Below are 15699 nucleotides of genomic sequence, written 5' to 3'. Positions count from 1 at the left end.
CCTTGGCAGCCCGACCGGGCTTCGCTAATATTTGCGTATGCATGCAGATAGTGGCAAAGGCCGGCTGCCGGACGACCAGGCCAGCCTGGTCGTCGAGGTTTTCCGGATGCTCGCCGACGCCACGCGCGTGCAGGTGCTCTGGTCGTTGACCGACCACGAGATGTCGGTCAACGAACTCGCCGAGCACGTGGGCAAGCCGGCGCCGTCGGTTTCCCAGCACCTCGCGAAGCTGCGGATGGCCCGGCTGGTCCGCACCCGCCGGGAGGGCACGACGATTTTTTACAGCCTGGAAAACGACCACGTCCGTCAACTCGTCATCGATGCGGTGTTCAACGCCGAGCACGCCGGCCCCGGCGTCCCCGGTCACCACCGCGGCGACGGCGGGCTGACGGCCGTCGCCGAGCCGTCCCGTCCACCGAACCGGCGGCACAGCGCCGCACGCTGAGCGGGCAGCAGCCACACGGCATTTGACCCAAGGAGGGAACAGCGATGAGCGAACAGCACACTCACGACGCGCCGCACGCGCACGAACACCAGCACGGCGACGTCACCCACGCCCACGCGCACACCACCCACGAGCACGAGCACGTCGAGCACGAACACTCACACGCTCACGCCGACGGGACCGAACACACCCACGCGCACGTGCACCAGGCGGGCCTGGAAGAGGTCCACGGTCACGCCCACGCGTAGCGCGTCCGTCGCCCAAGCGGCTCAGGAGACCATCGGGCAGTAGTGCTTGGGGTTGCTGCGCTCGTCTTCGGGCGGCAGATTGCGCGCCGGCGTCTGCACCAGCGGCGTATCGAGGGGGATCCGCCCGCTGGCGCGGTCCAGACCGGCGCGCGCCCGCGGGTGCTTGCGGTACCTGCTCGGCACCAGGGCGAACACCCCGCGAACGAGGTCGCCGAAGCGCCGGTGCAACCATTCGTCGCGGGCCGACCACCGGTAGCCCATCAGCTCGCGCACCGGCGGGTCGTACAGGCCGACCGTCACCCAGACGAAAAACGGCGCCAGCAGTTTGCGCTGGGCCGCCCATAGCGCGTCCGGAATCCATTGCGCGAAGGGGGGTTTCGGCAACTCGGTCAGGTCGAGCACGGCCCGCGCCGCCCAGTTGCTCTCCAGCACGTCGCGGCACATGTGGTCCCAATAGACCTGGAACTCTTCCCACGACTTCGGCACCGGCCGCATGCTCATGCCGTACATGCGGTACCACTCGACGTGTTCGTCGAACAGCTGGCGCTTCTGCTCCTCGGTGATTCCGCCGCAGAATCGCTCGGCGACGTGAATGGTGCCCATGAAGAAGGTGGAGTGCGCCCAATAGAAGACGTCGGGGTTCAACGCGTGGTAGCGCCGGCCCTGTTCGTCGACCCCCTTGATGTCGGTGTGATAGTCGCGGACCTCGGCGCCGGTGACGGGCGCGCGGTCCCCGTCGAAGACGACACCCCCGATGGGATAGAGCGAGCGCAGCAGGCGCGGCCAGCGCTCGCGAAAGAAGGTGGAGTGGTCGATGACCGCCGCGCCCAGTTGCGGGTGCATGTTCTGCATCGATCCCGCCCAGGGGCCCTGCAGCATGCCCCGCCAGTCGCCGAAGTACCGCCAGGTCAGCGAATCGGGTCCCAGCGGTGCGGGTGGCGAGTCGTATCCCGCCGGCGATACCGGGCAGCCCCCCGCGACGCCGTCGGGCGAGTCGCTCGAAACCGACTGCTCAGCGGTACCGGTCGCGTCGCTGCGCGCTACGTCGCTGGTCAGAGGGCGCGATGCGGACGTATCTTGAGTCACTATTGGATCCCTGTAGGTATCGTGAAAATCTGACTACAACCGTTGTCAATTTAGAGCTTAGGAGCGATGTGCAGACGGGTCAACGACGGGGACGCTGGACCGGCGTCCCCTTGGAGAGCCGTCTCGCGCTTCGCCGGGACAACCTCATCAGCGCCGGGGTGCAGTTGCTGGGCAGCCCCGGTGGGCCGGCGCTGACCGTGCGCGCGGTTTGCCGCGCGGCCGCGCTGACTGAGCGCTACTTCTACGAAAGCTTCGCCGACCGTGACGAATTCGTGCGCGCGGTCTACGACGATGTGTGCACGCGCGCGATGGACACATTGACCTCGGCGACGACCCCGCGCGAGGCCGTCGAGCGATTCGTCGAGCTGATGGTCGACGACCCGGTCCGCGGACGCGTGCTGTTGCTGGCGCCGGCGGTCGAGCCGGTGCTCACCCGCTCCGGGGCGGAGTGGATGCCCAATTTCATCGACCTGCTGCAGCGCAAGCTGTCCCGCATCGGCGACGCCGTGCTGCAGAAGATGATCGCGACCAGCCTGGTGGGCGGGCTGTCGAGCCTGTTCACCGCCTACCTGCATGGGCAGCTGGGTGCCAGCCGCACGCAGTTCATCGATTACTGCATCAACATGCTCTATATCAGCGCCGCGCCCTACGTCCCGGCCAACGAGCTCGGCAAGTCGCAGTGACGCGTTTTCAATTCCGCCGCATCGGCAAGCCGTACAACTAGACCTACCGAACCGGACCCTCGAAACCGGCATCAAAACGTCACCTGGCGCGCCGGACGAGGAACTTGATGCTACTGAAGTACACAGATATATTGACTGCTACCCATCGACACAGATAACTGGAGGCCCTATGTCAGCGGAGCTGACAAACCTACAGCTGCTGCACGAGCTCGAGCCGTTCGTCGAGAAATACCTGAACCGGCACGAGAGCATGCACAAGAACTGGAACCCGCACGACTACATCCCGTGGTCGGACGGCAAGAACTACTACGCGCTCGGTGGGCAGGATTGGGAGCCCGGTCAGTCGAAGTTGTCAGACGTCGCCCAGATCGCGATGGTGCAGAACCTGATGACCGAAGACAACCTGCCGTCCTATCACCGCGAGATCGCGATGAACTTCGGCCTGGACAACGCGTGGGGCCAGTGGGTCAACCGCTGGACCGCCGAGGAGAACCGGCACGGCATCGCGCTGCGCGACTACCTGGTGGTGACCCGCGCGGTCGACCCCGTCGAACTGGAGAAGCTGCGCATCGAGGTGGTGAACCGCGGCTTCAGCCCCGGCCAGAACCACCAGGTTCGCGCCGATCTGTTTGCCGAGAGCCTCTTCGACTCGGTCATCTACGTGACGTTCCAGGAACTGGCCACCCGGATCTCGCACCGCAACACGGGCAGGGCCTGCAACGAGACCATCGCCGATCAGTTGCTGGCCAAGATCTCGGCCGACGAGAACCTGCACATGATCTTCTACCGGGACGTCAGCGACGCCGGGTTCGCCGCCGCGCCCAACCAGGCGATGAGGTCGCTGCACAAGGTGCTGCGCAACTTCCAGATGCCCGGCTACCAGGTGCCCGAGTTCCGCCGCAAGGCCGTCGCCATCGCCGTCGGCGGCGTGTACGACCCGCGCATCCACCTCGACGACGTGGTCATGCCGGTGCTGAAGAAATGGCGCATCTTCGAGCGCGAGGACTTCACCGGCGAGGCGGCCGCCATGCGCGACGATCTCGCGCTGCTGATCAAGGAACTCGAGGCGACCTGCGAGAAGTTCGAGATTTCCAAGCAACGTCAGCTCGAGCGGGAAGCCCGCACGGGCAAGCGGACCACCGCGTTCGAGCTGCACAAGACCGCGGGCACGCTGACCATGAGCCGGCGGTAACCAAGCGGTGCGCATCGGATCCATCGCGCTCGCGAGCCCGGTGGTTCTGGCTCCGATGGCGGGCGTGACCAACGTCGCTTTCCGGACGCTGTGTCGCGAACTAGAGCTTGCCAAGGTCGGCACCGTCAGCGGGCTCTACGTCTGCGAAATGGTCACGGCGCGTGCGCTTGTGGAGCGTCATCCCGCCACGCTGCACATGACGACGTTCGCCCCCGACGAGTCGCCGCGGTCGCTGCAGCTCTACACCGTCGACCCCGCCACCACCTACGCCGCCGCCAAGATGATCGCCGACGAGGGCTTGGCCGATCACATCGACATGAATTTCGGCTGCCCGGTGCCCAAGGTGACCAAGCGCGGCGGCGGATCGGCGCTGCCGTACAAGCGGCGACTGTTCGGCCAGATCGTCGCCGCGGCGGTGCGCGGCACCGAGGGCACCGACATACCGGTGACCGTCAAGTTCCGCATCGGCATCGACGATGAGCACCACACGCACCTCGATGCCGGCCGCATCGCGGAAGCCGAAGGGGCGGCCGCCGTCGCGCTGCATGCCCGCACGGCGGCGCAGCGTTACTCCGGGACCGCCGACTGGGACGAGATCGCCCGGCTCAAACAGCATGTGCAGACGATCCCGGTGCTCGGCAACGGCGACATTTATGACGCCAGCGACGCGCTGACGATGATGGCCAGCACCGGCTGCGACGGCGTCGTCATCGGCCGCGGCTGCCTGGGCCGGCCGTGGCTTTTCGCCGAGCTGTCGGCCGCCTTCACCGGCAGCGCGCCGCCCACGCCGCCCACGCTGGGCGAGGTCGCCGACATCGTGCGACGGCACGGGCAGCTGCTGGCCGCGCACTTCGGCGAGGACAAGGGCATGCGCGACATCCGCAAGCACATCGGCTGGTATCTACACGGCTTCCCGGCCGGCTCCGAGCTGCGCCGGGCGCTAGCGATGGTCAAGACGCTCGACGAGCTGGACCGTCTGCTCGACCGGCTGGACGGCACGGTGCCGTTCCCGGACGAGGCGACGGGCCCGCGCGGCCGGCAGGGCTCACCGGCTCGGGTAGTGCTGCCGGAAGGGTGGCTGACCGACCCGGACGACTGCACGGTCCCGGCGGGCGCCGACGTCATGCACTCCGGGGGCTGAGTCGACCGACTCGAGATCGCGTCCGGACCGATAACTCAGTAGCATGTGGGCTTTGTTGCATGCGCTCGGGTAGCGGATGGGTTCGTGCCACTGCACGAGGGCGGCAAAAAATGGTTGGCACCAGCAGCAGCGCTCACGATGCGGCGCTGCGCTGACACTACGCACGCACACGCTGACGTCTGCATCAGAGCTTCGGAGGCCGGTAGGACATGAGTGACGCCGAGAACGACGCCACTCGTAATGGTCGGCATGGCCCGGGCGGGGCGCACGCCCGCCCGATCGCGCCGGACCCGGCGCCGTTGGGCGCCGCGCCCTGGGAGCGATTCTTCCAACCACCGGCCGACGACAGCCTGCACCGGTGGCAGCCCGACACCGGCATCGAGCCCGTCGAGGCGCCCGTGGACGACACCGACCGGGGTGGCTCTCACGCCGGGGGCGGCGTCAGCGTCGCGGACCTGATCGCCAAGATCGGCGCCCCCGACCGGCCCGTTCACCACCGCGCCGCTCCCGAGGATCCGGAGCCCGAGCCGAGCGGGGACGAGCCGGGCCTGCCGATCGAGCTGCAGACAACGCAGGTGATCGACGACCTGGCCTACTCCCTGGACGCGGTCGCCGAGCTTCGAGCCCTCGAGGCCGCCGACTATCCCAACGACGACGACGCGGACGACGGCGAGGCCCCAGAATTCATCGAGGCCGCGGAGCCCAGGCGGCGGCGCCGTCCGCTGTTGCTGGCGGCGCGGTCGACGGCGGCCCTGGCCGCCGTGCTGGCGTTGGCCATGACCGGTGGGGCGTGGCAATGGAGCGCGTCGAAGAACGCCCGGCTCAACAACGTCGCCGCGCTCGACCGGAACTCCAGCGACATCCGCGACCCGGGCGGCCAGTACGGCGACGAGGACTTCTTGATCGTCGGCCTCGACTCCCGCACGGGTGACAACGGCAACATGGGCGCCGGCACCACCGACGACGCCGACGGAGAACGGTCGGACTCGGTGATGCTGGTCAACATTCCGGCCAACCGGAAACGCGTGGTGGCCGTGTCGTTCCCCCGCGACCTGGCCATCACCCCGATGCAGTGCGAGGCGTGGAATCCCGACACCGGCAAGTACGGGCCCCTCTACGACCCGAAGACCAAGACCTACGGGCCAAAGACGATCTACACCGAGACCAAGCTGAACTCCGCCTTCGCCTTCGGCGGCCCCAAGTGCCTGGTCAAGGAGATCCAGAAACTGTCCGGCTTGAGCATCAACCACTTCATCGCCGTCGATTTCGCCGGTTTCGCGAAAATGGTCGATGCCCTGGGCGGCGTCGAGGTCTGCTCGAGCACCCCGCTGCACGACTACGAGCTCGGCACCGTCCTCGAACACGGTGGTCGGCAGGTTCTCGACGGTTCGACCGCGTTGAACTACGTGCGCGCCCGCCAGGTCACCACCGAAGTCAACGGCGACTACGGCCGCATCAAACGCCAGCAACTGTTCGTGTCGTCGCTGCTGCGGTCGCTGATCTCCGCGGACACCCTGCTCGACCTCAACAAGCTCAACAACGTGGTCAACATGATCATCGGCAACACCGTCGTCGACAACGTCCAGTCCAAGGACCTGGTCCAACTGGGGCAGTCGCTGCAGGGCATCGCGGCCGGGCACGTCACCTTCGTCACCGTCCCGACCGGTGTCACCGACCAGAACGGCGACGAGCCGCCGCGGATGGCCGACATGCGGGCACTGTTCGATGCCATCATCAACGATGATCCGCTGCCCGAAGAAAACGACCAGAACGCACAGAATTTGAGCGCCTCCCCGACGACGGGGCCCTCGAAGGCGCCCACCACCAAGAAGTCGCCGGCGCCGGCGCCCGAGGCCCAACACGAGCTGATCACCACGACCTCGCCCAGCGGCGTGACGGTGCGGGTGTCCAACGCGACCACGCAGAGCGGTCTGGCCGCCACCGCGACCACCCAGCTCAAGCGGGACGGCTTCAACGTGATGTCACCCGACGATTACCCGAGTTCGGTGAGCGCGACGACGGTGCTGTTCTCGCCCGGCAACGAGGAGGCCGCCGCCACCGTCGCGTCCTCGTTGACCAACGCGAAGGTGCAGCGGGTCTCCGGCTACGGGCAGGTGGTGCAGGTGGTGCTGGGCCCCGACTTCAAGTCGGTCAGCACTCCGTCGCCCAGCGGCTCGTCGATGAATCTGCAAATCGAACGCGGCTCGAGCAGTGCTCCGGCCAAGCTGCCTGAGGACCTGACCGTCACCAACGCGGCCGACACCACCTGCGAGTAACCGCTTTTGACGGCGCTGCGCTGTCCGTTTCGGGCGGACAGACCGTACCCTTGTTGATATGCGGACCGCCTACCACGAGCAACTCTCGGAGTTATCCGAGCGCCTCGGCGAGATGTGCGGCTTGGCGGGAATCGCCATGGAGCGGGCCACCCAGGCTCTGCTGCAGGCCGACTTGGTGCTAGCCGAACAAGTCATCTCCGATCACGAAGCCATCGCCGCGCTCAGCGCGCGCGCCGAGGAAAGCGCCTTCGTACTCCTGGCATTACAGGCACCGGTCGCCGGTGACCTGAGGGCCATCGTGAGTGCCATTCAGATGGTGGCGGACATCGACCGGATGGGCGCGCTGGCGCTGCACGTCGCCAAGATCGCCCGTCGTCGCCATCCCCAGCACGCCCTGCCCGAGGAGGTCAACGGCTACTTCGCCGAAATGGGCAGCATCGCAGTCGAATTGGGCAACAGCGCCCAGGAGGTGGTGTTGTCCCGCGACCCGGAGAAGGCCGCCCGGATCCGCGAAGAAGACGACGCCATGGACGATCTGCACCGGCACCTGTTCTCGGTGCTGATGGACCGTGAATGGAAACACGGCGTCGCCGCGGCCGTCGACGTGACGCTGCTGGGCAGGTTCTACGAGCGCTTCGCCGACCACGCCGTCGAGGTGGCCCGGCGGGTCATCTTCCAGGCGACCGGCAGGCTGCCCGAGGAAGAAGCGAAATCCGCGTCGCAGTAACGATCGGGCTAGCCGAAGCGGCCCGAGATGTAGTCCTCGGTGGCCTTCTGGCTCGGGTTGGAGAAGATCTTCTCGGTGTCGTCGACTTCGATCAGCCGCCCCGGTTTTCCGACCGCTTCCAGGTTGAAGAACGCCGTGTAGTCACTGACCCGCGCCGCCTGCTGCATGTTGTGGGTGACGATGACGATGGTGTAGTCCTGCTTCAGTTCGCTGATCAGCTCTTCGATGGCCATCGTCGAGATGGGGTCCAGCGCCGAACACGGCTCGTCCATCAGCAGCACGTCGGGTTGCACGGCGATGGCCCGCGCGATGCACAGGCGCTGCTGCTGCCCGCCCGACAGTCCTCCTCCTGGCCTGTCCAACCGGTTCTTGACCTCGTCCCACAGGTTCGCCCCGCGTAGCGAATACTCGGCCGTCTCATCGAGCACCTTGCGGTTGCGGACCCCCTGCAGCCGCAGGCCGGCGACCACGTTGTCGCGAATCGACATGGCGGGGAACGGGTTTGGCCGCTGGAACACCATGCCGATGGCCCGGCGTACGCCGACCGGGTCGACGCCGGCGCCGTAGATGTCTTCGTCGTCGAGCAGCACGCTGCCCTCGACCCGTCCACCGGGCACCACCTCGTGCATGCGGTTGAGCGTGCGCAACACCGTCGTCTTGCCGCACCCCGAGGGCCCGATGAACGCGGTCACGCTGCGGGGCAGAACCGACAGCGTCACATCCGAGACCGCGTGAAACGATCCGTAATAGATGTTGACGCCCTTGAGGTCCAACCGTTTGGCCACTTAGTGCTCCTGCCTATGACTTCCTGGCGCCCAGGAATTTCGCTATCACTCGGGCCGCGATATTGATGATGGCGATCACCAGGATGAGGGTTAATGCGGCGCCCCACAACCGATCCGTGGGGATGGGGTTCAGGCCCGCACCGGCCGACGTCTGGTTGAACATCATGCCGGGCAATGTCCCCATGAACCCGCTGAATATGTCGAAGTTCATCGACTGCGCGTACCCCACGAGGATAAGCAGCGGCGCCGTCTCCCCCATCACCCTGGCCATCGCCAGCAGTATCCCGGTGACGATGCCCGACAGCCCGGTGGGGATGACCACCCGGGCAATGGTTTTCCACTTGGTGATGCCCAGCGCGTAACTGGCCTCGCGGAGATCCACCGGCACGATCCGCAGCATCTCCTCGGTGGCGCGCACGATCACCGGGAGCATCAGCAAGACCAGCGCCAGCGACACCGCGAACTCCGACCGCGACATCCCCAGTGTCGCCACGCACAACGCGTAGATGAACAGCGCGGCAACGATTGACGGCACACCGCTGAGGATGTCCACCATGAACGAGGCCAATCTTCCCAGCGGGGTCCCGCCGCCGTACTCGACGAGATAGATCGCGACCATCAACCCGATCGGGACTGAGATGGCGGCGCATATCAATCCCTGCAGCACGGTGCCGACCAGCGCGTGGTAGGCGCCGCCACCGGAGACGAATGCCGTCATCCCCGCTTGCGAGTGCGACCACCACGTGGTCGACGCAATGGTCTTGAGTCCCTTGGCGACCACCGACCACAACACCATCACCAGCGGGGTCACCGCCACCAGCAGCGACAGTGAAACCAGAAGCGTCGCAATGGTATTCGCGATACGGCGGCGCCGGCTGACCGGCGAGAAGGTCCGCGGTTTGAGCGGGCGGTCCAACATCGAGGTCATTGCGCCCCCTTTCGCGCCGCCCCGGCGACGGTGCCCCGCGCCAGGGCGTCGACCACGAAGGTGAGCACGAATAGGGTCAGGCCCGCGGCGATGTAAGCGCCGGCCTTGTATCGGTCGTCGAATTCGGCCGCCGCGCCGGCGATCTTGGTCGCGAAGGTGGAGCCGCCGTCGAACAGCGACCAGCCGAACGCCGACTGGGTGCCGCGCAGGATGATCAGCAGCGCCACGGTCTCACCCAGGGCGCGGCCCAGTCCCAGCATCGAGCCGCTGACGTAGCCCGACCGCCCGAACGGCAGCGTGACCGTCTTGACCACCTCCCAACGGGTGGCACCGAGCGCCAGCGCGGCCTCGATCTGGTCTTGCGGCGTCTGGACGAACACCTCGCGCGTGACCGCGGTGATGATCGGCAGGATCATCACCGCCAGGACGATCCCGCCGGTGAAGATGGTGCCACCACCGGCCGGCGACGCGTTGCCGTTGGCGAACAGAAAACACCAACCCAGCGAGCGATTGAGCCAGGTGGCGAGGGGGCGCAGCTGCGGCGCCAACACGTACAGACCCCACGCGCCGTAGATGATCGACGGGACCGCGGCCAGCAGGTCGACCGAGTAGGCCAGCGGGGTGGCGACCCGCCGCGGCGCGTACTGCGTGATGAAGATGGCCACGCCCAGCGCGACCGGCATGGCCAGGATCAGCGCGAACAGCGAGACGAACACCGTGACCGGCACCAGGCTGGCGATGCCGAAGTGCATCGCCGAGGTGTCCGTGGTGGACCAGGTGCCGCCGTAGCTGAAGAAGTTCTCCCGATTGCGGTGCAGCGCCGGTATCGCGCGCCCGAGCAAAAAGGCCGCGATCGCGGCGATGACCACGATGATGAGCACGCCCGACGACTGCGCCAGCCAGCGGAAAATCCGGTCCCCCACGTGGGGCCGGCCCTCGCCCCAGGGGCTGATCGGCGTCGCCTGCGACTCCGGAAACGGCGCGGCGACGACCGCACCCGAACCCGCGTCATTGGGATTCACCCCGGAAAACCCCGTCACTGTGATCCCGTCACAGTCCTGCTGTCGCTCCTCGAAACCCGATCCACTTGGCTACTGCAGCGCATCGATCGCCGTAACCAGTCGTTCCCTGACCTTATCGGGCAGCGGCACGTACCCGGCCCTCGCCAGTTCGCCCTGTCCGCTACCGGCGGCGATGGCGAGGAACGATTTGATGGCCGCGGAGGTCTGGGGGTCGTAGCCCTTCGAGCAGACGATCTCGTAGGTGACCAGCAGCAACGGATAGACACCCGGCTCCTCGGAGCCGTACATGGCGTTGAGGTCGAGCACCAGGTCATGGCCCTCGGCGAGGAATTTGGCCGCCTTGACGGCGTTTCCCGCCGTGTCGTTGGTCAGCGGAATGACGCCGCCGCGGGTGGCGATTTTGGCGTAGGGCATGCGGGCCTGGTCGGCGAAGCCCTTCTCGACGTATCCGATGGCGCCCGGGGTGGCCCGCACCGCCTGGATGACGCCGGCCGACTTCGCGGCGCCCTCCCCGACCCCGCCCTGGAATTCGGTGCCGACCCCTTTGGACCAGCTCTGCGGCGCGGCCGCGGTCAGATACTTCTGCACGTTGTCCGTGGTTCCCGACGAGTCGGTCCGGTAGATCGGCGTGATCTTGGTGTCGGGCAGCGCCGTGCCCGGATTGAGGGCCACCAGGATCGGGTCGTTCCAGCTGGTGATCCTGCCGGTGAAGATCTTGGCCAGCGCGTCACTGTTGATCACCAGCCCCGGATTTCCGGGCAGGTTGTAGACGATCCCGATCGGACCGAAGACCAGCGGCAGATCCCACGCCGGATTCCCGTCGCAGCGTTTCGCGGCCGGGCCGATCTGGTCGGCGACCAAGGGTGAATCCGCGCCCGCGAAGTCGACGTGCCCGGCGATGAATTGCTCACGGCCCGCACCGGATCCGGTCGGGTTGTAGGCCAGGGCCTTGCCCGGGCAGTACTGGCCCCAGACCTGGTTGAACACCGTGATCGCGTTCTCTTGGGCGGTCGAGCCCTCCGCCGTCAGTTTGTTCTTTCCGTCGCACGGCGGCGTTCCGGTGACGCCGGAGACGCTGGGCGGGGTGGCACCGCGGCGGTTCTCATCGCTACCGCAGGCGGTCAGCGCTCCGGCACCGAGCGCCGTCGCCAGCGCCACGGCGGCCAGCGCCCTGCCCTGCCTGTCGAGCCTCACCGATCTCGCTTTCTTGATGCGTTGCGGGCGCACGTGGGTGTCGCTGGCCATTCTTATGTGAGGTTGCCAGGCGACGGCCAAACTATGCGCCGACGCCGGCCACAGCAACGTCTGGGCAACCAGGACCAGATTAACGATCCGGGCCGTCGGCGCTCGTACCCGCGGTCAGTTGGCCGCCGGTACGACCGCGTATGCGGTGTCGACGCTATGGGTGGTGAAGCCCAAGCGCTCATAGGTGCGCACCGCGGCGACGTTGTCCGACTCCACGTACAGCATCACGGTGGGGTCGGCTGAACTTTCCGTGTCGGCCAGGCGCCGCGCCAGCCATTCGATGCCGACGGAGGTCAGCGCCTGGCCCAGTCCGCGGCCCTGTGCCGACGGATCGACGCCCACGACGTACACCTCGCCCAGGCCGGGCCGATCGAGGTGCACCTTCGTCCAGTGGAAGCCCAGCAGCGTGCCGGGCCGATCACTTCGGGCGTCGCCGAACGCGAGAAAAAGGCCCGCCGGGTCGAACCACGGTTCGTCCCGCCGCTCTGCCAGCTCGACGTCGGTCCAGCCGCCCTGCTCGGGGTGATAGGCGAACGCGGCGTTGTTGACCCGCAGCAGCTCGGCGTCGTCCGAGGGGCCCGCGTAGGAGCGGATTTCCACCCCGGGCACCGCCGGCACGGTGTCGGGCAGATCGCGCAACGAGCGCCGCATCTGCATCAGTTCCCGCACCGGGGTCAGGCCGAGCGCGGATGCGGTCGCGCGGGCCGGTTCCAGCGTGCCATGCGCCCAGAACCGGTTGCCCGCACCGGTTTTGGCCAATGCCGCGCGCGCCAGCGTGGACCCGATACCGCGCCGGCGCGCCTGCGGGTGCACCACGAGTTCGGCCATGCCGGTTTCTCCGTCGCGCGCCGGGCTCAGGTTGAGATAGCCGACGATCGCGCCGGCGGATCCACTGATCAGCAGATGCTCGGTGCGGTCATGCCCGAGCTCGCGTAGCACCTGTTCGCCCACGGGCGCAACTCCGTCGTATTCCGTTGCCGCGCTGACGAGTTCGCGTACGCCCTGCTGCTCTTCGACGGTCAGCGTGCGACGCCAGTCGGGCGAGGTCACTGCGGCGTATGCAACGGATCGACCAGCGGATCTTGGACGTCCTGCGATTCGGCTTCGGATTCGGCGCCGTCGGCGTCCTCGGGCTCGGCGACCGGCGTGCGGCCGCGCGCCGGGCGGACGGCCTTGTAACCCACGTTGCGCACGGTGCCGATCAGCGCCTCGTACTCGGGGCCGAGTTTGGCCCGCAGGCGACGCACGTGCACATCGACGGTGCGGGTGCCGCCGAAGAAGTCGTAGCCCCACACCTCGTGCAGCAGCTGCGCGCGGGTGAACACCCGCCCGGCATGCTGCGCCAGGTACTTGAGCAGTTCGAATTCTTTGTAGGTCAGATCCAGCGGGCGGCCCCGCAGCCGGGCGGTGTAGGTGCCTTCGTCGATCACCAACTCGCCGAGGCTGACCTTGCCGGCGCTCTCCTGGTCCGCGAGCCCGCCGCGACGGCCGACCACCAGCCGCAGCCGCGCGTCGACCTCGGCCGGCCCGGTGGTGGGCAGCAGGATCTCGTCCAGACCCCAGTCGGAGCTGACCGCCACCAGCCCGCCCTCGGTGACGACGGCCAGCACCGGAACCGACCGGCCGGCCGTGCTCAGCAAGCGGCACAGTCCGCGCGCCGACGACAGGTCCGTGCGCGCGTCGACGATCACCGCATCCGCGGTCCCGGCCTCGAGCAACGAAGAGGGCTCTGGCGGCGCCGTCCGGACGGTGTGCGGAAGCAGGGACAACGACGGCAGGACCGGGTCGGGATGCAGCTCCGCGGTCAGCAGTAGTAGCTCCAACTAGCCCCTCCAGCTCGGGGGAACGGCATCTCCCAAATTCACAACGCCATTAAGCGTTAGTTACCAGGTCATCTAACGATAACGTGTCACCTGCTTTTTTCGCGTGGTAGATGGGCCAGTGTGAGCCCCGCCACGACCGGTCCGCCGGCCACCCGCTCGGGGGCGTTGCGCCACAATATGCGGGTGCGCAAGGTGCTGATTGCTCTGACCGCGACGGCGATCCTGGTCGCGGTGGTCGCCCTCGGCGCGATCGGCGTCGATTACGGGACCAGCATCTACGCCGAATACCGGCTGTCGTCCAGCGTTCGCAAGGCGGCCAGGCTGGGCACCGACCCGTTCGTGGCCATCGTGGCGTTTCCCTTCCTTCCCCAGGCGATGCGCGGCAACTACAGCCAGGTGGAGATCAAGGCCAACGCCATCGACCACACGATGACCGGCCGGGCCACGCTGGAAGCCACGATGTACTCGGTGGACCTGGCGCAGGCGTCGTGGCTGATCGGCCCGGACGCGAAGCTCGCGGTGGGCAAGCTGGAGAGCCGCATCATCGTCGACTCGACGCACCTGGGCCGGTTCATGGGCATCAGCGACCTGATGGTGGAGGCGCCGCCCAAGGAGACCAACACCTCCACCGGCGGCGTCACCGCGTCGGGCATCTCGGACAGCCACGGTCTGGTGTTCACCGGGACACCCAAATCGGCGGGCTTCGATCGGCGCGTCAGCGTCTCGGTCGACCTCTCCATCGCCCCGGACGACCCGGCGACGCTGGTCTTCACCCCGACCGGCGTGCTGACCGGATCCGACACCGCCAACCAGACGGTGCCGGCGGACAAGCGGGACGCGGTGCTGCATGCGTTCAGCGGCCGGCTGCCCGATCAGCGGCTGCCCTTCGGCGTCGCGCCGACCACCGAGGGGGCCCGCGGATCCGACGTCATCATCGAGGGCATCACCCGCGGAGTAACCGTGACCCTCGCGGGGTTTAAACAGTCATGACCGCAGTTGTCGTGATCGTCGCGGTGCTCGCGGCGGCAAGCCTCGCCGGCTGGTTGCTGACCCGTCGCTCCGGAACCATCCGGGAAATCGACGCCAAGCCGGACGCCGACGCCGACGCCGACATCGCGGCGCTGGGGCTATCCCGCAGCGGCCCGACCGTGGTGCATTTCAGCGCGCCGTGGTGCGGGCCGTGCGATCGGGTCCGCCGGGTCGTGGAGCAGGTCTGCGGCGGCCTGGACGGCGTGGCCCACGTCGAGATCGACCTGGATGCAAACCCCGAGACCGCACGCCGCTATTCGGTCCTGTCCCTGCCCACGACGTTGATCTTCGACGCTGAGGGCCGGCAGCGCTACCGCACCTCCGGAGTGCCCAACGCCGCGGACCTGCGGTCCGCGCTGAAACCGCTGTTGGCTTGACCGCGGTGTCATTGGGTAAGCTGACCGACGTGTCAGCCCGCCTCGAGCCCATGCTCATCCAGCGTCGCGCAGTTGAACTGTGCCGCACCGCGGGCTGTTGTTGTTGCTGTTGCTGCTGAGTAGCCGCGTTCTGCGTAGCACTCGGAGCGGCCCGGGATACACACCGTGGCACGTCTCCATTCGTTTCCGTCAGCAATAGGGGTATCGAGGAGTTCCTACCTTGCCGAGCAGCAACACCACCGCGCAGCCCGACCTGGTCGACGTGCGCGGGCCACGATTCGCCGCTTGGGTCACCACCGCAGTCCTGGTACTGGCGCTCGCCGTCTCGGCGGCCAGCGCTGCGGCCGCGGCGGTGATCCTGGCCGTTCAGGCCGTCATCTTCGCGATCGGCGCGGTCGGGGGGCCGCGCAAGCATCCATACGGCCGGATCTTCGCCGCCGTCGTCGCGCCCCGGCTGGGGCCGGTGCAGGACCGCGAACCGACCCCACCGCTGAAGTTCGCCCAACTCGTCGGCCTGATCTTCGCCGTGCTGGGCGTCGCCGGATTCGCCGCCGGCGCCGTCCCGGTCGGCGTCATCGCCACCGCGGCCGCTCTGGCCGCCGCGTTCCTCAACGCGGCCTTCGGCATCTGCCTGGGCTGCCAGCTCTACCCGCTGGTCGCCCGCTTCCGGCGCCCCGCGCGTCCCACCTGAC

The 15699-nt window shown here is 67.6% G+C and carries 18 protein-coding genes; 11 read left to right on the top strand and 7 right to left on the bottom strand.

Features of this window, described 5'->3' with window-relative positions:
• Positions 1 to 37 precede the first annotated feature (37 nt).
• On the top strand, positions 38 to 445 hold the full coding sequence (locus A5624_RS10310) for a metalloregulator ArsR/SmtB family transcription factor (RefSeq protein ID WP_066865575.1): 408 nt from the start codon (positions 38 to 40) through the stop codon (positions 443 to 445).
• A 44-nt stretch (positions 446 to 489) separates the two neighbouring features.
• Entirely contained in the window at positions 490 to 693 is a 204-nt protein-coding gene (locus A5624_RS10305; protein WP_066865572.1) for a zinc transporter Slc39a7, read from the top strand.
• A gap of 21 nt (positions 694 to 714) precedes the next feature.
• Here A5624_RS10305 and A5624_RS10300 read toward each other — a convergent pair whose 3' ends face one another.
• On the bottom strand, positions 715 to 1779 hold the full coding sequence (locus A5624_RS10300) for an oxygenase MpaB family protein (protein WP_066865569.1): 1065 nt from the start codon (positions 1777 to 1779) through the stop codon (positions 715 to 717).
• A 68-nt stretch (positions 1780 to 1847) separates the two neighbouring features.
• Between A5624_RS10300 and A5624_RS10295 the strand changes: the two genes are divergently transcribed.
• From A5624_RS10295 to phoU, 5 genes are all read left to right on the top strand, one after another.
• Positions 1848 to 2462 carry a TetR/AcrR family transcriptional regulator gene (locus tag A5624_RS10295; protein WP_156748973.1) on the top strand — a complete coding sequence of 205 codons (615 nt, stop codon included), beginning with the start codon at positions 1848 to 1850 and terminating at the stop codon, positions 2460 to 2462.
• 169 nt (positions 2463 to 2631) lie between these two features.
• Entirely contained in the window at positions 2632 to 3654 is a 1023-nt protein-coding gene (locus A5624_RS10290) for an acyl-ACP desaturase (protein WP_066865563.1), read from the top strand.
• Between the two features lie 7 nt (positions 3655 to 3661).
• Positions 3662 to 4795 carry a tRNA dihydrouridine synthase DusB gene (gene dusB, locus A5624_RS10285; protein WP_066865560.1) on the top strand — a complete coding sequence of 378 codons (1134 nt, stop codon included), beginning with the start codon at positions 3662 to 3664 and terminating at the stop codon, positions 4793 to 4795.
• 209 nt (positions 4796 to 5004) lie between these two features.
• Entirely contained in the window at positions 5005 to 7071 is a 2067-nt protein-coding gene (locus A5624_RS10280; protein WP_066865557.1) for an LCP family protein, read from the top strand.
• A 58-nt stretch (positions 7072 to 7129) separates the two neighbouring features.
• Complete coding sequence (phoU, locus tag A5624_RS10275; RefSeq protein ID WP_064951288.1) at positions 7130 to 7798, top strand: phosphate signaling complex protein PhoU; 669 nt, start codon at positions 7130 to 7132, stop codon at positions 7796 to 7798.
• Between the two features lie 8 nt (positions 7799 to 7806).
• Here phoU and pstB read toward each other — a convergent pair whose 3' ends face one another.
• The 6 genes from pstB to A5624_RS10245 form a co-directional block, all read right to left on the bottom strand.
• Positions 7807 to 8583, bottom strand: coding sequence for a phosphate ABC transporter ATP-binding protein PstB (pstB, locus tag A5624_RS10270; protein ID WP_066865555.1), 777 nt, complete (start codon positions 8581 to 8583; stop codon positions 7807 to 7809).
• Between the two features lie 13 nt (positions 8584 to 8596).
• Positions 8597 to 9511: a phosphate ABC transporter permease PstA gene (gene pstA / locus A5624_RS10265; RefSeq protein ID WP_066865552.1), complete on the bottom strand. Its 915-nt coding sequence runs from the start codon at positions 9509 to 9511 to the stop codon at positions 8597 to 8599.
• A complete protein-coding gene (gene pstC, locus A5624_RS10260; protein ID WP_066865546.1) occupies positions 9508 to 10551 on the bottom strand; it encodes a phosphate ABC transporter permease subunit PstC in 1044 nt (347 codons plus the stop codon). The genes pstA and pstC overlap by 4 nt, the downstream gene beginning before the upstream one ends.
• Positions 10552 to 10602: 51 nt before the next feature.
• Positions 10603 to 11727, bottom strand: coding sequence for a phosphate ABC transporter substrate-binding protein PstS (gene pstS / locus A5624_RS10255; protein ID WP_066865852.1), 1125 nt, complete (start codon positions 11725 to 11727; stop codon positions 10603 to 10605).
• A 165-nt stretch (positions 11728 to 11892) separates the two neighbouring features.
• Positions 11893 to 12828 carry a mycothiol synthase gene (gene mshD, locus A5624_RS10250; protein WP_066865543.1) on the bottom strand — a complete coding sequence of 312 codons (936 nt, stop codon included), beginning with the start codon at positions 12826 to 12828 and terminating at the stop codon, positions 11893 to 11895.
• Positions 12825 to 13601 (bottom strand): response regulator transcription factor, encoded by a 777-nt coding sequence (locus A5624_RS10245; RefSeq protein WP_066865540.1) that lies wholly within the window; start codon positions 13599 to 13601, stop codon positions 12825 to 12827. Before A5624_RS10245 ends, mshD begins: the two co-directional genes overlap by 4 nt.
• Positions 13602 to 13778: 177 nt before the next feature.
• Here A5624_RS10245 and lmeA point away from each other — a divergent pair, with 177 nt between their 5' ends.
• From lmeA to A5624_RS10230, 4 genes are all read left to right on the top strand, one after another.
• The gene (gene lmeA, locus A5624_RS10240) at positions 13779 to 14591 is read left to right on the top strand and encodes a mannan chain length control protein LmeA (RefSeq protein WP_066865536.1); all 813 of its coding nucleotides are present in this window, start codon (positions 13779 to 13781) and stop codon (positions 14589 to 14591) included.
• Positions 14588 to 15007: a thioredoxin family protein gene (locus A5624_RS10235; protein ID WP_066865532.1), complete on the top strand. Its 420-nt coding sequence runs from the start codon at positions 14588 to 14590 to the stop codon at positions 15005 to 15007. The genes lmeA and A5624_RS10235 overlap by 4 nt, the downstream gene beginning before the upstream one ends.
• A 5-nt stretch (positions 15008 to 15012) precedes the next feature.
• Entirely contained in the window at positions 15013 to 15126 is a 114-nt protein-coding gene (locus A5624_RS29480) for a putative leader peptide (RefSeq protein WP_369827468.1), read from the top strand.
• A 101-nt stretch (positions 15127 to 15227) separates the two neighbouring features.
• Positions 15228 to 15698, top strand: a complete 471-nt coding sequence (locus A5624_RS10230) for a DUF4395 domain-containing protein (protein WP_066865529.1) — start codon at positions 15228 to 15230, stop codon at positions 15696 to 15698.
• The last annotated feature ends 1 nt before the right edge of the window (position 15699 follow it).

Origin of the sequence: Mycobacterium sp. 1482292.6 (assembly GCF_001672995.1) — a bacterium.
Lineage (GTDB): Bacteria > Actinomycetota > Actinomycetes > Mycobacteriales > Mycobacteriaceae > Mycobacterium > Mycobacterium europaeum_A.
Note: the sequence above shows the minus strand (reverse complement) of the source record. Positions and strands in the feature narration are given on the sequence as shown.

Coding starts and splice junctions, on each gene's coding strand:
- A5624_RS10280 (WP_066865557.1), top strand. CDS start 5,005: ATGAGTGACGCCGAGAACGACGCCACTCGTAATGGTCGGCATGGCCCG.
- phoU (WP_064951288.1), top strand. CDS start 7,130: ATGCGGACCGCCTACCACGAGCAACTCTCGGAGTTATCCGAGCGCCTC.
- A5624_RS10305 (WP_066865572.1), top strand. CDS start 490: ATGAGCGAACAGCACACTCACGACGCGCCGCACGCGCACGAACACCAG.
- lmeA (WP_066865536.1), top strand. CDS start 13,779: ATGCGGGTGCGCAAGGTGCTGATTGCTCTGACCGCGACGGCGATCCTG.
- A5624_RS10235 (WP_066865532.1), top strand. CDS start 14,588: ATGACCGCAGTTGTCGTGATCGTCGCGGTGCTCGCGGCGGCAAGCCTC.
- A5624_RS10310 (WP_066865575.1), top strand. CDS start 38: ATGCATGCAGATAGTGGCAAAGGCCGGCTGCCGGACGACCAGGCCAGC.
- A5624_RS10290 (WP_066865563.1), top strand. CDS start 2,632: ATGTCAGCGGAGCTGACAAACCTACAGCTGCTGCACGAGCTCGAGCCG.
- pstA (WP_066865552.1), bottom strand. CDS start 9,511: ATGACCTCGATGTTGGACCGCCCGCTCAAACCGCGGACCTTCTCGCCG.